The sequence below is a fragment of the Acinetobacter sp. HR7 genome, from assembly GCF_000773685.1.
Lineage (GTDB): Bacteria > Pseudomonadota > Gammaproteobacteria > Pseudomonadales > Moraxellaceae > Acinetobacter > Acinetobacter thermotolerans.
On sequence record NZ_JPQO01000214.1, the window covers coordinates 1 to 14,309 of the forward strand.

Here is a 14,309-nt window from a genome sequence, read left to right on the forward strand (position 1 = left end):
ATTTTGCTAGTCTAGAGCCTATCTGATTCATGGAAATTTTATGGGAAATATCTGACCGTACTGTTGATCCCAATTTTCGGATTTTTTGAAAATATTTTAATATGGCAACGTGTTAATTTTATTCATAATGGTCAGGTAATAGCACCTATTTCGCTTGGGCTGCTATTTGGATTGTCCCTTTATATACGTTCATAATTTTTCAAAATTAATAATTGATTTAAGATACCTCTATCATTTTATTCCTTAAAGGAACCTCCCATGTCTGAACTCAATCTCTACATCACCTTATTGGGCGGTAAACATGAAAAAGCCAATGTAGAAGTGCATGATATAGTTTTAGTGATCAGTTCAGATATAGAGTCAGCTTTTCCATATTTAAGAGAACAATGGTTTGGTCTGCAAAAAGGCCTGCATGTTGATGGCTGGATGAAAATCAATGGTGTCAGCTATCAGGACAAAAATTATCGGGTTCAAATTGCGGATACGCCTGTAGATAAAGATTTAAAACTGTTCCTGATTAATCTGGGGGCATATCTGCCAGATCAGTTTGGCGAGATTCATAAATACTTAGTCGTGGCTGCAAAAGATAAAGCCGAGGCTAAAGCTCAAGGCAAACTGGCCATCGAAAAAACATGGTTTAAACCTCATACCGATGCAGTAATTGATGTTGATGACTGTTTAGAGTTAAAAAAAAATTAATCAGAAATTTGTGCATCTGGTCGAAGGGGATTTTGAACCAAACAGCTTTAAAAATGATTATCTGATTATTCCGTAATTAAAAATGGCTACATCCTTTGAGGTAGCCATTTTTATCTTTAACCGGCAAGCTGATCATCATCCTCTAATTCTGTAACCACCCATTCATCACCAATAAATTTCCGGTCTGCTGCCTCTCCATATTGCAGATCAAACACTTCATTTAAAGTCGGGTCACGTTGAATCATGTGCTCTAATCCCACCAGTATATAGTCATCCTCAGCCAAAGGTTCGGCTGTTAAAAACTGCCAGTCACCGTCGCGTTCATGTAGTACGGTGACTATCGGCTGATTCTGTTCCAGCCATTGTTTGGTCGTATAAATCCCTAAATGTCGTGGTTCACGGAATTTAAAATCGGCATTTCGGTCCAGCAAAGGCTGGTCATATTCAAAAACTTCCTCAAAGCCTTCTTCCCAAGGAAATTTATCATTACGATCGGTCCAGACCATTTGTAAGGCTGGAAACTCTCTATCCTGATAATAATTTAATGCAACACCGAAATAATCTGCGATATTTCGACGGTCAACTTTTAAAAACTTGCAGCGGCTTTCTTTAAAAAAGATGTTGGGATAAGTGTTGTTAAGCTGAATGCGCTGACCTTGTCGAATGATCTCAGCGACATGATTCAGAATGGTTTTACTCAGTTTGGCGGGCAGGCCAAAACAGATAATTTCCGGATGCTGGTATTTTTCATAAAGCCCGATGCTATAACTAAACGGTGGGGAGTAATCCGTATGCATGATGGAAATGATCTGCACGCCATATTGCTGAATATTCTGTCTGGTTTGCTGTAATAAGGCATTACGATCCGGGCAATGATGTTCTTCTGTATGTGGCATGTTTTTTATTCTTTGAATTATTTGCTGATCAACATACAGAAGATTTCAGAGTTCGACAAATAAAATTGTCTCAGGTTTATTTATAATTTCTGGAAACCTTCACATAGTTCTGGGCAGAATAGGGTAAAAATGCCAGTTCTTTTTCAGTTAATGGACGGGCTTTTTTGGCTGGGCTGCCCATATAGAGCCAGCCACTTTCTAAGACTTTGCCCGGTGGTACCAGTGTTCCGGCACCAATCATTACATCATCCGGAATCACCACATCATCCAGAATAATACTGTTAATCCCGATCAGAACCCGGTTGCCAATGGTACAGCCATGTAAGGTGACATGGTGGCCAATGGTGACATCTTCCCCGATGATCAGAGGTGAACCTTCCGGTTTGTCGGCTTTCTTGTGGCTGACATGTAGCATGGCATGATCCTGCACATTCGAGTTCTTGCCGATGCGGATATGATTGACATCGCCACGGACCACGGCAAAAGGCCAGACCGACACATTTTCACCCAGTACCACATCACCCACGACTACAGCCATCGTGTCGATATAACAGGAAGCCGCAATTTGCGGTGTGGTATCCAGATAAGGTCGAATGTTGTGGCTCATGGCAGTATCATCCTGAAATTTTAAGGGCATTATAAAATAAAAAAGCACACATTCGAGGAATGTGTGCTTCTGCTTTAGTCTGAACTAATCTGTCAAATGAGGATTAGAACAAGTTGCTAAAGAATTGCTTGATATGATCTAGCAGACGTGAAATAAAACCAGCTTCTTCAACAGGTTTTAGTGCTACCAGCGGTTTTTCAGCAATCACTTTACCATCTAAAGTCGCGATGTATTTACCTACCACTTGACCCTGTTTTAACGGTGCAGTCAGTTTCGGTTGAACTACCAGCTGAGTCTTGATGGCATTGGCTTGGCCTTTCGGCATAGTTACGTTGAAGTTTTCAGCCAGACCGATCTGAACTTCTTTGTCTTTACCAAACCAGACTTTAGATTTCGCTAAAACCTGTTTTGCAGGTTGAATGTTTTTGGTTTCGAAGTTTGCATAACCCCAAGCCAGCAATTCACGTGTTTGTGATGCACGCTCGTTCATAGATGGCGCGCCAAAAATCACTGAGATCAGGCGAGTTGGACCACGTTTTGCAGAAGTGGTCAGGCAGTAACCCGCTTCATCAGTATGACCAGTTTTCAGACCATCTACGCTTGGGTCAGTATACAGCAGGGCATTACGGTTACCTTGCTTAATCCCGTTAAAAGTAAACTCTTTTTCAGAGTAGATTGGATAGTATTTTGAACTGTCCTTGATGATGTGCTGTGCCAGCGTCGCCATATCTTTTGCAGTCGAGTAATGACCTTCTGCAGGCATACCGGTTGCATTGATAAAGTGCGTATTGGTCATGCCGATACGTTGTGCTTCTTGGTTCATCATATGTGCAAAGGTGCCTTCGTTCCCTGCAATATGTTCAGCCATAGCTTTAGACGCATCGTTACCTGACTGGATGATGATACCGCGCAGCATCTCAAGTGCTGTTGCTGTGCCATTTAACGGAACGTACATACAAGATTCAGCGCTGCTGCCACGGCACCATGCTGATTCGTTCATACGTACTTTTTCATCTTCAGTCAGTTCACCGCTTAACAACTTCTGTTCAATGATGTAACTGGTCATCATTTTGGTCATTGAAGCTGGTGCTAATTTCTCATTTTCATTTTTAGCAGCGAGGATTTGCCCAGTTTCGAAGTCCATCAGTACATAAGATTTATTATTTAATTCTGGTGGAGCAGATAACACTGTTGCTGCATAGCTGAAGCCGGGTACAAGGAGGAGTGCAGCAAGGGCGGTTTTTGGGGTCATTCTAGTTAGTTCCAGTTTCTTGATGTAAGCACGAAGAGCCTAGCATTTTAGGACAAAGCTAGACGGACTTCTACGGGTCAGAGAGGCTTATTTCACAGGTATTTTCGACTTATCGGACGAAATAAATCAGGATTTACTGTAAGTGGTTAATTCTGTACAAATCGCTTGATTTTTCTGTGCTCCAGCTTTTTGCGCATCTTGTTGTGCTTCTTTCAAAATTGGCTGGAATTTTCGCTCTTTACTGAGCTGATTTAGGGCTTGAACCGGATTTTTTTGCTCTGGCAGATATTCTTTGACCAGTTGCTGATAACCTGCATTAAATTTGTCCTGATCTTGGACCATCGCTGGACAGATTTCTGAAAGGACATAAATAGCAGCCAATTCCTGATGGGTGACTTTTTCTGGTGTCACCTCAACATTGGCATCGGCCGCATGGCTTTGCATACTCAATAAACTTAAAGATGAAATACCCAAAATAGCGAAAGTCTTAATAAGTGTTTGTTTCATTGAAAATCAGAAGCTCAAAATAACAACGGGGATAGGCCTAGATTAATCAAATTTTCTGGAATGAAAAGAGTAAAAATGTAAGGAAATGGAATAATCAAGAGATAAGTAAAAAAAAAGAAAGGTAGGACGATGGCTAAGCATCGTCCTGATCAGTCTACTTAAAACAGCAAACTTAAAGGTCTTGTGAGATCAGGTCATTACAAATGGCTTGCTGCTCGTCTTTCGCTGTGTGTTTGGCTTCGGCACGTGCATCCTGAAGTACCGACTGATATTCGGCATCAGACTGGATTTTGTCATAGGTCATGGATTTGTCAGAGTAGTCAGACAGGTATTGGGTTACCAGTTTCTGAACATTCTGATCCAGCTTGGCATTTTTGCCGACAATACCCGGACACACTTCGGTCAGGACTTGCACTGACGCCAGATCTTCCTTGATAGTCAGATCGACTTCGGCAGAGAGATTTGCAGCTGAGAAAGCAGCTGTGCTTAAACCAGCAGCCATGGCAAAGGCTGCAGCAGTTACCCCAAGAGATTTTTTTAGCATGTTGAACCGCATATTTTAAAGATGGATGTTGAAGCATAAATATATATAATTCTTGGGCTAATACAAATTATTGTCCCCACCAGTCATTTTTTCGGGGACAGGTATGGGAATGTTGAGTGAATATTTTAATTTCGAATGATGATGGCGTCTTTGCTCCAGGTATTCAGGCGTTGGCACAGGCTTTAAAACCACTGGGCCGCGTGGTGATTGTGGCACCTGAAAGTGAACGTAGCGGATTTTCCAGTGCTTTAACCCTGGATCGCCCATTGCGACCGATTCAAATCTCTCCTGATGTCTGGGCAGTAAATGGTACACCAGCGGACTGTGTTTATCTGGCTATGAATGGACTGTTTGATGTCGAGTTCGATCTGGTAGTCAGCGGTATCAACAGCGGAGCCAATCTGGGGGACGATGTGCTGTATTCCGGTACGGTAGGTGCCGCATTTGAAGGTCGCCTGGCTAAACAGCCTGCATTAGCAGTCTCTTTATGTGGTCAAAACGTTCGTTCTTATACCTCACCAGAAGATTACCGTGTTGCAGCGCAATGGGTACATGACTTTATTGTCGGTGGGTTGCCGATCTTGCCTGAACGCCATATTTTTAATGTGAATATTCCCGACCTAAGTGAATTAAAAGGTACCAAGGTTACTTTCCAGGGACGTCGTAGCCAGTCCAAACCGATTACCAGCCATGTCGATCCACGTGGACGTCAGGTGTACTGGATTGGTCTGTCGGGTGAAGCGGTGGCGATGCCAAAACATAAAGGGACTCAGGTGGAGTCTGACTTTTTTGCCATCGCCAATGGCTATGTGAGTGTGACCCCAATTCAGATGGATGCCACAAACTATGACGTACTTCACGATTTGCAGGACCAGATTTTAAATTAAATCTGGGGAATGTTATAACTTTGTGAATAGTTTGATATAGCAACCTTTTTCGTTGTGAATTTTTGCTAATCTTATCGGGTTTTTGCAACCGTATAGATGTTAGAGAGGAAAATAATGTTCCTGGTGTCACCAAAACGCTTTATTGCTGTGCCTGCAGGCATGATGAAAACCCTGTTTCTCACGTCAGCAGTGATTTCATCGCTTATCATCACAGGATGTGCGACTAAACCTTATGTGCACAATTCAGCGCGTTATGCGGCAGCTCCGGATTTCTATACGGTTCGTTCCGGTGATACCTTAAGCGGGATTGCAGCGCGTTATGGTCTTAGCTATCTCAGCATTGCAGAAATGAATGACATTCCTGAGCCATATCGCATCTATGTCGGGCAATCGATCCGCCTGAAAAATACCAAACGTAGCGCGACGACACAAAGTGTTGAATCTGCAGCACAGATCCAGCGTCAAACTGTTGCGGTGCCAACCACAACACCTACAACCAAACCAAGTACGACAACGACGGTGGCTAAACAGACGACCGCACCTAAAGTGGCGACTCCTGCGCCAACCGTTACTCCGGCACCAGTCACTAGCTTACGTTGGGTAAAACCATCGAATGGTCCAGTGTTACAGGCCTTTAATCTGGCTTCGAATGTTAAGGGAATCCGTTATGGTGGTAATGCTGGCGATCCAGTCTTTGCCGCAGCAGATGGGCAGGTGGTATATGCAGCAGATGGCCTAAAAGAATACGGTAATCTGGTACTGATCAAGCACATTAACGGTTACATCACCGCTTATGCACATAACAGTAAACTTAACGTAAAAAGTGGGCAAAATGTAACGGCTGGTCAAAAAATTGCCGAGATGGGTTCAAGTGGTACAACCCGTACTATGCTTGAGTTCCAGGTACGTTTGGATGGTAAACCGGTGAACCCGGCAACTATTTTACCAAATAATTAAATAAATAATGCAAAAGCAAAAATTCACCGTATAATACAATGAGTTGCTTTTATCAAAAGATGGGGCACCTCATAAGTTTAGAGGGGAATTTATGTTAGACCAACTTCGAGCAATGGGTGTATTTGCTTGTGTTGTAGAAAAGAACTCGTTTAGCGGAGCTGCACGAGAACTGGGAATTACAACCAGTGCAGTGAGCCAGCAGATTCGTTCGCTGGAACAGGATATGGAAGTCATTCTATTAAACCGTTCCACACGAAAATTGAGTTTGACTGAAGCAGGTCAGGCTTTTTTCTATAGCTGTCAGGAAATGCTATCCGCTGCAGAGCGTGGCAAAGTCCGCATTAATGAGCTGCGTGATGATTTAGTGGGTGAACTGCGTATCGCGGCATCTGCAGAACTGTGTTCTATGCATGTAATTCCTGCACTGTCACACTGGCTAACTGCACATCGTGGTCTGTCTGTTCAGTTTGAAACCCGTGACCAGCAGGCAGAATTGCTGGATGGTCGTGTTGATATCGAATTGCGTCTGGATCAAGAGATTGATGACAGCAATGTTCAGCTGGTGCCACTGATTCAGATTGAACAGCTACTCGTTGCTGCACCCAGCTACATTAACCAGTCTACCCTCATCGCACAGCCGGATGATCTGAAACATCATGAGGTTGTTTCGCTGAACTATTTAAAAAATCATCAGCAGTTCAGTTTCCAGCATGTCAATACAGCGCAAAAAGTTGAACTGGAACTGGCTTCACGTCTGAATACCAACAGCAGTCTGGCCGCTCAGTCGCTGTGTCTCAACGGCAATACCATTGCCCGCATGCCTTATCTAGATGTACAAAAAGATTTAGTTAACGGTGCTTTGGTAGAAGTGCTGCCGGAATGGAAATTACCAGCATTAACACTGTATGCAGTACTGCCAAAACGTGAACAACAACCGACAAAAATTCTTCGTTGTCTTGATACTTTACAACAATATTTTAGCCAGCTTGCTGGGGGACGTTTGTTGCAAATTGCATCATAACTGCACAGAATTCCAAATAAAAAAAGCCGCATCAAGCGGCTTTTTTATTGCTCTGACTTTAAAAATTAAGCCAGATAATCCTTGATAATGGTTACCACACGATCCACCAGCTGGTCAGCCTGTTCCTGCGTGATGTTCAGGGTAGGTAACAGACGAACCACATTGCCAGAAGTGACATTAATAATGGTTTTGTACTGATCACGTGCGATATCAACCAGATCACCACATGGTTTAGGTAGTTCAATACCGATCATCAGACCAAAACCACGTACTGTTACATTTTGGTCAGCCAGTTTGTTACGGAATTGCTCAACAATATATGCGCCTTTTTCAGCGGCATTTTCAACAATGTTTTCTTTCTGGATAATATCGATCACGGTGTAAACGATACGTGAACCCAGTGCAGTACCGCTATAAGTCGAACCATGGTTACCTGCAGTTAGGACACCAACGCCACGGCCTTGGGTCATGACTGCACCAATCGGGAAGCCATTGCCCAGACCTTTGGCAGTAGTCAGGACATCTGGCACGATGTTGGTGTGTTGGTAAGCAAAGTATTTACCAGTACGGCCATTACCTGTTTGTACTTCGTCCAGCATCATCAGCCAGTTGTGTTTATTACAGATTTGACGGATTTCTTCTAGATAGCTGAAACCTTGAGGTGCAGTATTGACACCACCTTCACCTTGGATCGGTTCCACAAATACGGCAACGATTTCAGGATGGTTGATCGCAGCTTCTTCAATTGCTTCGATATCACCAAATGGTACACGGATAAAGCCTTCAACCAGTGGGGCAAAGCCTTCCTGAACTTTTTTGTTACCCGTTGCAGACAGGGTCGCTAAAGTACGACCGTGGAAGGAATGTTCTGCTACAATAATTTTTGGTGTAGCGATGCCTTGCATGTGACCAAATTTACGTGCGATTTTGATCGCACCTTCATTGGATTCAGCACCACTATTAGAGAAGAAGATTTCTTCCATGCCAGAGACTTCAGCCAGTTTCTGTGCAGCCGCGGTTTGCCAAGGCACTTCAAACAGGTTGCTGGTGTGGATCAATGTTGCTGCCTGTTCTGCAATTGCTTCCGCAATCACCGGATGGGCATGGCCCAGACCACATACTGCGATACCGGTCAAAGCATCCAGGTACTCAGTACCATCTTCAGTATAAAGATAAGCACCTTGTCCTCGGACAAAACTGATCGGCTGACGGCCAAATACCGGCATTAAGTGTGAAGGTTGATCAGTTTGCACAGGAGCAAGGGTAATGTTGTTCATGACTAACTCTTATCTGTTAGGTGGATTGAAAATAGGTTTCAAAGATGCCATATATAGACATATATGAAAGGTTCTATATAAGCAAAATCTCAAACAGATTAAAAGCTGAAATGTAAATAAAACATGAAATATTGTTTTAGACATACTGTTTTAGTGGAATTTGAGTATAATGCGAGGCAGATTTATTGAGGATATATCAATGACTGAACAAGCACGCGATACAGAAGCGTTAATTCGTGACCAAATTGCCAAACACGCAGTACTTCTATATATGAAAGGCACACCACAATTCCCACAGTGTGGCTTTTCTGCTCGTGCGGTTGAAGCACTCAGTCAAATTGGTCGTCCATTTGCTTATGTCAACATTCTGGAAAACCCTGACATTCGTGCAACTCTGCCACGTATCGCAAACTGGCCTACATTCCCACAACTATGGGTAAATGGTGAGCTAATCGGTGGTAGTGATATCATGCTTGAAATGTTCCAGAAAGGCGAATTACAACCGTTGATCGAACAATACAGCCCAGCACCTGAAGCTTAATTTAGTGCCAAGCTGATTTGAATCAATAAAAAAGCGCTTTGATAGAAGCGCTTTTTTATGCCCAGAATATAAGAAGAGGGCAGCATCAAGATGCTGCCTGATCATCTCCATTATCCGATTCCTGAGTTTCAGCTTCTATCACTTTTGATTCAGCAATCAGGACTTCGGCCAGTGTATCCGGATCTGGAGTCACTTCTTTCACGACAGCTTTATCTTTTTTCTTTTTCTTCTTTTTTTTCTTTTTCTTTGGCTCTTCTTCCAGCTCGGCACCATCTTCCAGCGCCTGCCAGTATTCCAGCTGTTCCATCACCGCGGCATAGATCGAGTTCTTGCTGTAGCGGCCTTTTTTGTCCATGGTGCCAACCGGACGTGCCATCAGGATTTCAAGGGCCTGATCAATGGTATCAATGGCATGGATATGAAACTGACCGGCTTCAACCGCAGCAATCACATCTTTACGCAACATTAGATGCTGCATGTTCTGGCGAGGAATAATCACACCTTGTTTGCCAGTCAAACCTTGCAGTTTGCAGGCATCGTAGAAGCCTTCGATCTTGGCATTTACACCACCAATGGGTTGTACCTGACCAAGCTGGTTCATGGAACCGGTAATTGCCCAGGACTGATCAATTGGTAATTGGCTAATCGCAGAGATCAACGCCGATAGTTCTGCGACAGTGGCACTGTCACCATCAACCTGACCATAGCTTTGTTCAAAGGCCAGTGCGGCAGAGAAGTGCAGCAATTGTTCACGGCCAAAATGTGCTTTCAAGAAGGAAGCCATCAACAATACGCCTTTGGCATGTAGTGAACCACCAAGTTCGACACTGCGTTCAATATCCAGAATGTCACCGCCGCCTTGATAGACTGAAGCCGTCAGGCGTGAAGGCAGACCAAATTCGACATCTGCATAATGAATCACGGAAAGGGCATTGATCTGACCCAAGCGATGACCACGGGTTTCAATCAACTGGGTACCGCGTTTCAGATCCTGCCAGTACAGCTCACGCAAATAGCCTAAGCGGTATTTGCGGTGATCCAGTGCCGTGTTGACATGTTTTTCTGACACCATCTTGTCACCTGCTTTATGCGCATGATGATGGGCTTCACGGATCAGGTCACCCAAAGTGAGGGCATGTAAGGACAATGAGCTTTGGTCTTCGGCCTGACGGCTGGAATCGGTCAGCAGGGCAGCCAGTGCACTACGGTCAAATGGCAGAAGTTTGTCGGCCTGCACATAATCCGCGATTAGCTGCATATAAGCCTGCTCATTTTCGTCATTACGTTGTAATGTATCTGTAAAGTCAGCGCGGATTTTAAAGATACTACCGAGCTCAGGTTCCAGCTCCAGAATCTCGTAATAAATTTCCGGTTCTGCCAGCAGCACGATCTTGATATCCAGTGGAATCGCCGCGGGTTCAATGGAGATACTGCCGGTCAGGGTCAGCATATGTTCTAGTGAAGACAGTTTCAACTGACCAGATTTAAGCGCACGTTTCAGACCTTGCCATGCGTATGGTTGTTCGAGTAGCTGTTCGGCTTCAATCATCAGGAAGCCGCCATTGGCTTTATGCATCGAACCGGGACGAATCAGGGTAAAGTCCGTGGTAATAGTACCGTTTTGGGTCAGCTGTTCCACATGACCGAGCAGGTTGTAATGGGTCGGGAAATCTTCAAAAATCACCGGTGCGCCGCTGTTCGGTTTATGGGTCACCAGCACATTGGCCTGATAACGTGCGGGAACACGGCTAAATAGGCCTGGCATAAAGTCATCTTCTTCCTGTTCCAGCACAATCTCGACATTGTTAATAATGTCTTCGGCATAGTGTTTTAGGTATTTATCCAGACCTTCGACATCTTTGTATTTCGCCAGAATCTGTTCCATGCGTGGCAATACGACCTGCTTGGCAATGTCACGATTCAGTACCTGTACCTTGTCACGAGCATCATCTTCCAGGTTTCCCAGATGCAGACCGAGACGTTCCAGCTTCTTATCCATATAACGGATATTGGCTGCAATTTCGGCACGATCTTTATTGCTTAGTGAATTCAGCTCGTCCTGGGTCATTTCCTGTAATTTGTTATCAATGACATGCACAGGGACGAAGCAGTGTTCATCATTGCGTGACACCAGTTTTAGGTCGTATTCTTCACCTTCACGAGTCAGTTCGATCAGTGCTTGTTGCTGTTCATCTCCCGTTTGCTGGCGGATGTTTTCAATGCGGTTGTGATAGGTTTCTGCAGTAAAGCGTCGTTCTAATTGTTTTAGAATAGTCTGCCAACTCTGGTGCAGCATAGTCTGGAATTTGGGACCTTGGCCGCTTGGAAATTTCAGGGCAATCGGTTGACGCTGGTTCTGGAAATTATTGACATAAACCCAGTCAGATGGTGTTGGCGCTTCCTTGGCATGTTGCTGCAGCAAACGTTTCACCATGGTGCGTTTGCCCAGACCGGCTGTGCCCACCGCAAAAATGTTATAGCCAGAATATGGCAGGGCAATACCAGCTTCGACTGAGGCACGCGCACGGTCCTGACCCAGGAAATTATTCAATGGCTTGATACGCTTGGTTGATGCCGGAATCGTATCCATGTTCGGAATACGGGTCAGTTCATTCGGTTTCAGGCGCGTCTGTTCTAAAGTAGGCTGTATTTCGCTTTGTTCAAATGCCGATTTTAATAATTCAGCTGGGTTTTCTAGTGGCGTTGTAGTCGTAATCGTGTTTGCTGTAATAGTTGAATGAATTTGATCGAGTCTTTGGGTCACTGTTTAAAGTCCAAAACGAAATGGTGCATGTATACGATTAAGGTATACAGGATTAACTGCAAAATTCAAGCCGACATATCGCTTTTGCTGTAAAAATAAATTAGCCTGAAACAGAAAACCGTAATTCTGGTTGAAAGATATTGTATTAAAGGATTGAATAGCACTACTGGAATTTTCTGGAAAATAATAAAGCAATGACAACACAAACAAGGGGCTGGAAATCCGCCTTTACAGCATTCCTGGATCGGCGTGCGCTGATCATGCTGTTTCTGGGTTTCTCAGCCGGTGTGCCAATTCTCCTGATCTTTTCAAGCCTGTCGCTATGGCTCGGAGAGGCGGGAATCAGTAAAAGTGCAGTGACTTTCTTTAGTTGGGCGGCATTGGGTTATTCTTTTAAATTTGTCTGGGCACCGCTCATTGACGAGTTGCCGGTACCATTCCTGACCAAAGCCTTGGGACGCCGTCGAGCCTGGCTGTTGATCGCCCAGATCCTGATTGTCTGTGCGATTTGTATCATGGCAATGTCAGATCCAGCTTTGGGACAATCGCATCTACAACAGATGGCGTTCGGTGCAGTCTTGCTCGGTTTCTCGGCAGCCACCCAGGATATCGTGATTGATGCCTATCGTATTGAGCTGGCCGAAACCCAGATGCAAACCGTACTGGCTTCGACCTATAACGCTGGCTATCGCATCGGGATGATCGTGGCTGGTGCAGGGGCACTGTTTCTCGCCGCTTATTTAGGTACCGCGAAAGGTAACTATATCTACGATGCCTGGAAGTGGACCTATCTTGCCATGGCGGCTGTGATGCTGGTGGGAATTATCACCACCTTGTCGATTCGTGAGCCACAAGTTAATCGGGTATATAAGGAATATGTCCGTAGTGATTATTTCCGTCTGATCGGCGTGTTCTTTGTCTCAGTGATCAGCTTTGTGCTGAGTTATGTTTACTCAGGCAATCTGGTCAGTATGGTCACCGAACAGCTAGCCATTACTGACACGTTTGCCTTGTTTGGGCTTGAGTCTTTACGTTTTATTGGTTCAGGTGCAGTGGCATTTGCCGTGGGTAGTACCCTGGTAAAAATGGGTGCCGTAAACCGGGAAATGGCCTATGAAACCTGGGTCAATCCGGTCGCGGACTTCTTTAAGCGCTATGGTCTGAAACTGGCACTGGTGTTGTTATTGTTAATCGGTTTTTACCGAGTTTCCGATATTATTGCTGGCGTCATTTCCAATGTGTTCTATCAGGACCTGAATTTTAGCAAGGAACAGATTGCTGAAGCGGTGAAAGTCTATGGCGTGATTTTCTCACTTTTAGGTGGTTTCCTTGGCGGTTTATTAGCCCAGAAGATGAACATCATGAAACTGATGTTTGTCGGTGCGATTCTGGCGAGTTCAACCAATCTGATTTTTATTGGTTTGGTCAAATCCGGTCAAAAGCTCAATCCAGTTGATGTACAGGTCGGGCGGCAGCATTATCAGGCTGAAACTGATGATGTCGGCTACTGGAAAGTGAGTGTTCCGGCTCAGGTACTGGCAACAGGAAAACAAATTCAGGTACAGGCATCGTATGCCAATGCTGCTGATGTAGATAATACAGTTCAGCTGAGCATGCCATATTTAATGCAAAAAACTGGCTATACCCAGCTGCATATTTTACCGATTACCAGTGACAACCAGCTGTATGCCAATGAAAATGGCAGCATTGTGGTGCGTGGTCAATACTTAGGTCAGCCATTAAACGACAAGCAAAAAATTATTTATGAACTGAATGATGAACGCTTTGATGCCCAGCTGGAAGATCAGGGGGTATTTACAGCAGCGATTCCGGCTGAGAAGCTGAAAAATGCACCAGCGCATCTGATCAGCGCAGTATTGATGAATGGTGATGTTGCACTGCAACAGGTTACACATGTCTATCAGACCAATGCTGCTGAGAAAAATGGCAAATCTCTGGATGTGGATATTCAGCCATTGGCAGCAGTCGATCCAGCAAATCCCAAAGATATCGAAATTAGCGGTAAGGTGATCAAGCCATATAGTAATGCCTGGCTGTATTTTGCCATTATCGTGGATAACCTGGCAGCCGGTCTGGCCGGTGCTGCTTTTATTGCTTTCCTGTCCAGTCTAACCAGTGTGTCTTTTACCGCAGTTCAATATGCGATTTTTAGCTCATTGATGACCCTAACTCCTAAGATTTTAGGTGGATATTCAGGTACTATAGTGACCAATATCGGTTATCCGAACTTCTTCTTGATGACCACATTGATCGGGATTCCCATCCTGATTCTGGTGGTTTGGGTCGGAAAGCTGCTCGGTGAACACCAACAACAATCTAGCAATAAGGATGAATAA

The 14,309-nt window shown here is 44.4% G+C and carries 13 protein-coding genes; 6 read left to right on the forward strand and 7 right to left on the reverse strand.

The genetic code is table 11. From position 1 onward, the window contains the following. Window positions 1–258 precede the first annotated feature (258 nt). On the forward strand, window positions 259–699 hold the full coding sequence (locus tag GW12_RS13630; RefSeq protein WP_227504172.1) for a DUF1543 domain-containing protein: 441 nt from the start codon (window positions 259–261) through the stop codon (window positions 697–699). A gap of 116 nt (window positions 700–815) precedes the next feature. On the opposite strand, the gene GW12_RS13635 is transcribed toward GW12_RS13630, so the two are convergent. The 5 genes from GW12_RS13635 to GW12_RS13655 form a co-directional block, all read right to left on the reverse strand. Continuing rightward, window positions 816–1,595 (reverse strand): DUF4262 domain-containing protein, encoded by a 780-nt coding sequence (locus GW12_RS13635; RefSeq protein ID WP_034588548.1) that lies wholly within the window; start codon window positions 1,593–1,595, stop codon window positions 816–818. Between the two features lie 76 nt (window positions 1,596–1,671). Next, window positions 1,672–2,202, reverse strand: a complete 531-nt coding sequence (locus GW12_RS13640; RefSeq protein ID WP_034588595.1) for a gamma carbonic anhydrase family protein — start codon at window positions 2,200–2,202, stop codon at window positions 1,672–1,674. A 103-nt stretch (window positions 2,203–2,305) separates the two neighbouring features. Further along, window positions 2,306–3,454, reverse strand: coding sequence for a D-alanyl-D-alanine carboxypeptidase PBP5/6 (gene dacC, locus GW12_RS13645; RefSeq protein ID WP_034588549.1), 1,149 nt, complete (start codon window positions 3,452–3,454; stop codon window positions 2,306–2,308). Window positions 3,455–3,580: 126 nt separating this feature from the next. Then, window positions 3,581–3,961: an MCR_0457 family protein gene (locus GW12_RS13650; RefSeq protein ID WP_034588551.1), complete on the reverse strand. Its 381-nt coding sequence runs from the start codon at window positions 3,959–3,961 to the stop codon at window positions 3,581–3,583. Between the two features lie 172 nt (window positions 3,962–4,133). Then, a complete protein-coding gene (locus GW12_RS13655; RefSeq protein WP_034588553.1) occupies window positions 4,134–4,505 on the reverse strand; it encodes an MCR_0457 family protein in 372 nt (123 codons plus the stop codon). Between the two features lie 116 nt (window positions 4,506–4,621). Between GW12_RS13655 and surE the strand changes: the two genes are divergently transcribed. The 3 genes from surE (at window position 4,622) to GW12_RS13670 (ending at window position 7,370) form a co-directional block, all read left to right on the forward strand. Further along, a complete protein-coding gene (gene surE, locus GW12_RS13660; protein ID WP_034588555.1) occupies window positions 4,622–5,392 on the forward strand; it encodes a 5'/3'-nucleotidase SurE in 771 nt (256 codons plus the stop codon). 114 nt (window positions 5,393–5,506) lie between these two features. After that, window positions 5,507–6,349 (forward strand): peptidoglycan DD-metalloendopeptidase family protein, encoded by an 843-nt coding sequence (locus tag GW12_RS13665; protein ID WP_034588556.1) that lies wholly within the window; start codon window positions 5,507–5,509, stop codon window positions 6,347–6,349. A gap of 91 nt (window positions 6,350–6,440) precedes the next feature. Then, window positions 6,441–7,370, forward strand: a complete 930-nt coding sequence (locus GW12_RS13670; RefSeq protein ID WP_034588559.1) for a LysR family transcriptional regulator — start codon at window positions 6,441–6,443, stop codon at window positions 7,368–7,370. 65 nt (window positions 7,371–7,435) lie between these two features. On the opposite strand, the gene GW12_RS13675 is transcribed toward GW12_RS13670, so the two are convergent. Continuing rightward, window positions 7,436–8,647, reverse strand: coding sequence for an aspartate aminotransferase family protein (locus tag GW12_RS13675; RefSeq protein WP_034588561.1), 1,212 nt, complete (start codon window positions 8,645–8,647; stop codon window positions 7,436–7,438). 199 nt (window positions 8,648–8,846) lie between these two features. On the opposite strand from GW12_RS13675, the gene grxD reads away from it, so the two are divergent. Beyond that, a complete protein-coding gene (gene grxD, locus GW12_RS13680; RefSeq protein ID WP_034588563.1) occupies window positions 8,847–9,188 on the forward strand; it encodes a Grx4 family monothiol glutaredoxin in 342 nt (113 codons plus the stop codon). 85 nt (window positions 9,189–9,273) lie between these two features. Here grxD and GW12_RS13685 read toward each other — a convergent pair whose 3' ends face one another. Continuing rightward, the gene (locus GW12_RS13685) at window positions 9,274–11,952 is read right to left on the reverse strand and encodes a Lon protease family protein (RefSeq protein ID WP_034588565.1); all 2,679 of its coding nucleotides are present in this window, start codon (window positions 11,950–11,952) and stop codon (window positions 9,274–9,276) included. Between the two features lie 194 nt (window positions 11,953–12,146). Here GW12_RS13685 and GW12_RS13690 point away from each other — a divergent pair, with 194 nt between their 5' ends. Further along, window positions 12,147–14,309: an MFS transporter gene (locus GW12_RS13690; RefSeq protein ID WP_034588568.1), complete on the forward strand. Its 2,163-nt coding sequence runs from the start codon at window positions 12,147–12,149 to the stop codon at window positions 14,307–14,309.

What these genes read in the sequence shown, in the direction of transcription:
- GW12_RS13665 (WP_034588556.1), top strand. Translation starts at nt 5,507, where the DNA reads ATGTTCCTGGTGTCACCAAAACGCTTTATTGCTGTGCCTGCAGGCATG.
- dacC (WP_034588549.1), bottom strand. Translation starts at nt 3,454, where the DNA reads ATGACCCCAAAAACCGCCCTTGCTGCACTCCTCCTTGTACCCGGCTTC.
- GW12_RS13640 (WP_034588595.1), bottom strand. Translation starts at nt 2,202, where the DNA reads ATGAGCCACAACATTCGACCTTATCTGGATACCACACCGCAAATTGCG.
- GW12_RS13630 (WP_227504172.1), top strand. Translation starts at nt 259, where the DNA reads ATGTCTGAACTCAATCTCTACATCACCTTATTGGGCGGTAAACATGAA.
- GW12_RS13650 (WP_034588551.1), bottom strand. Translation starts at nt 3,961, where the DNA reads ATGAAACAAACACTTATTAAGACTTTCGCTATTTTGGGTATTTCATCT.
- grxD (WP_034588563.1), top strand. Translation starts at nt 8,847, where the DNA reads ATGACTGAACAAGCACGCGATACAGAAGCGTTAATTCGTGACCAAATT.
- GW12_RS13670 (WP_034588559.1), top strand. Translation starts at nt 6,441, where the DNA reads ATGTTAGACCAACTTCGAGCAATGGGTGTATTTGCTTGTGTTGTAGAA.
- GW12_RS13655 (WP_034588553.1), bottom strand. Translation starts at nt 4,505, where the DNA reads ATGCTAAAAAAATCTCTTGGGGTAACTGCTGCAGCCTTTGCCATGGCT.
- GW12_RS13675 (WP_034588561.1), bottom strand. Translation starts at nt 8,647, where the DNA reads ATGAACAACATTACCCTTGCTCCTGTGCAAACTGATCAACCTTCACAC.
- GW12_RS13690 (WP_034588568.1), top strand. Translation starts at nt 12,147, where the DNA reads ATGACAACACAAACAAGGGGCTGGAAATCCGCCTTTACAGCATTCCTG.
- GW12_RS13635 (WP_034588548.1), bottom strand. Translation starts at nt 1,595, where the DNA reads ATGCCACATACAGAAGAACATCATTGCCCGGATCGTAATGCCTTATTA.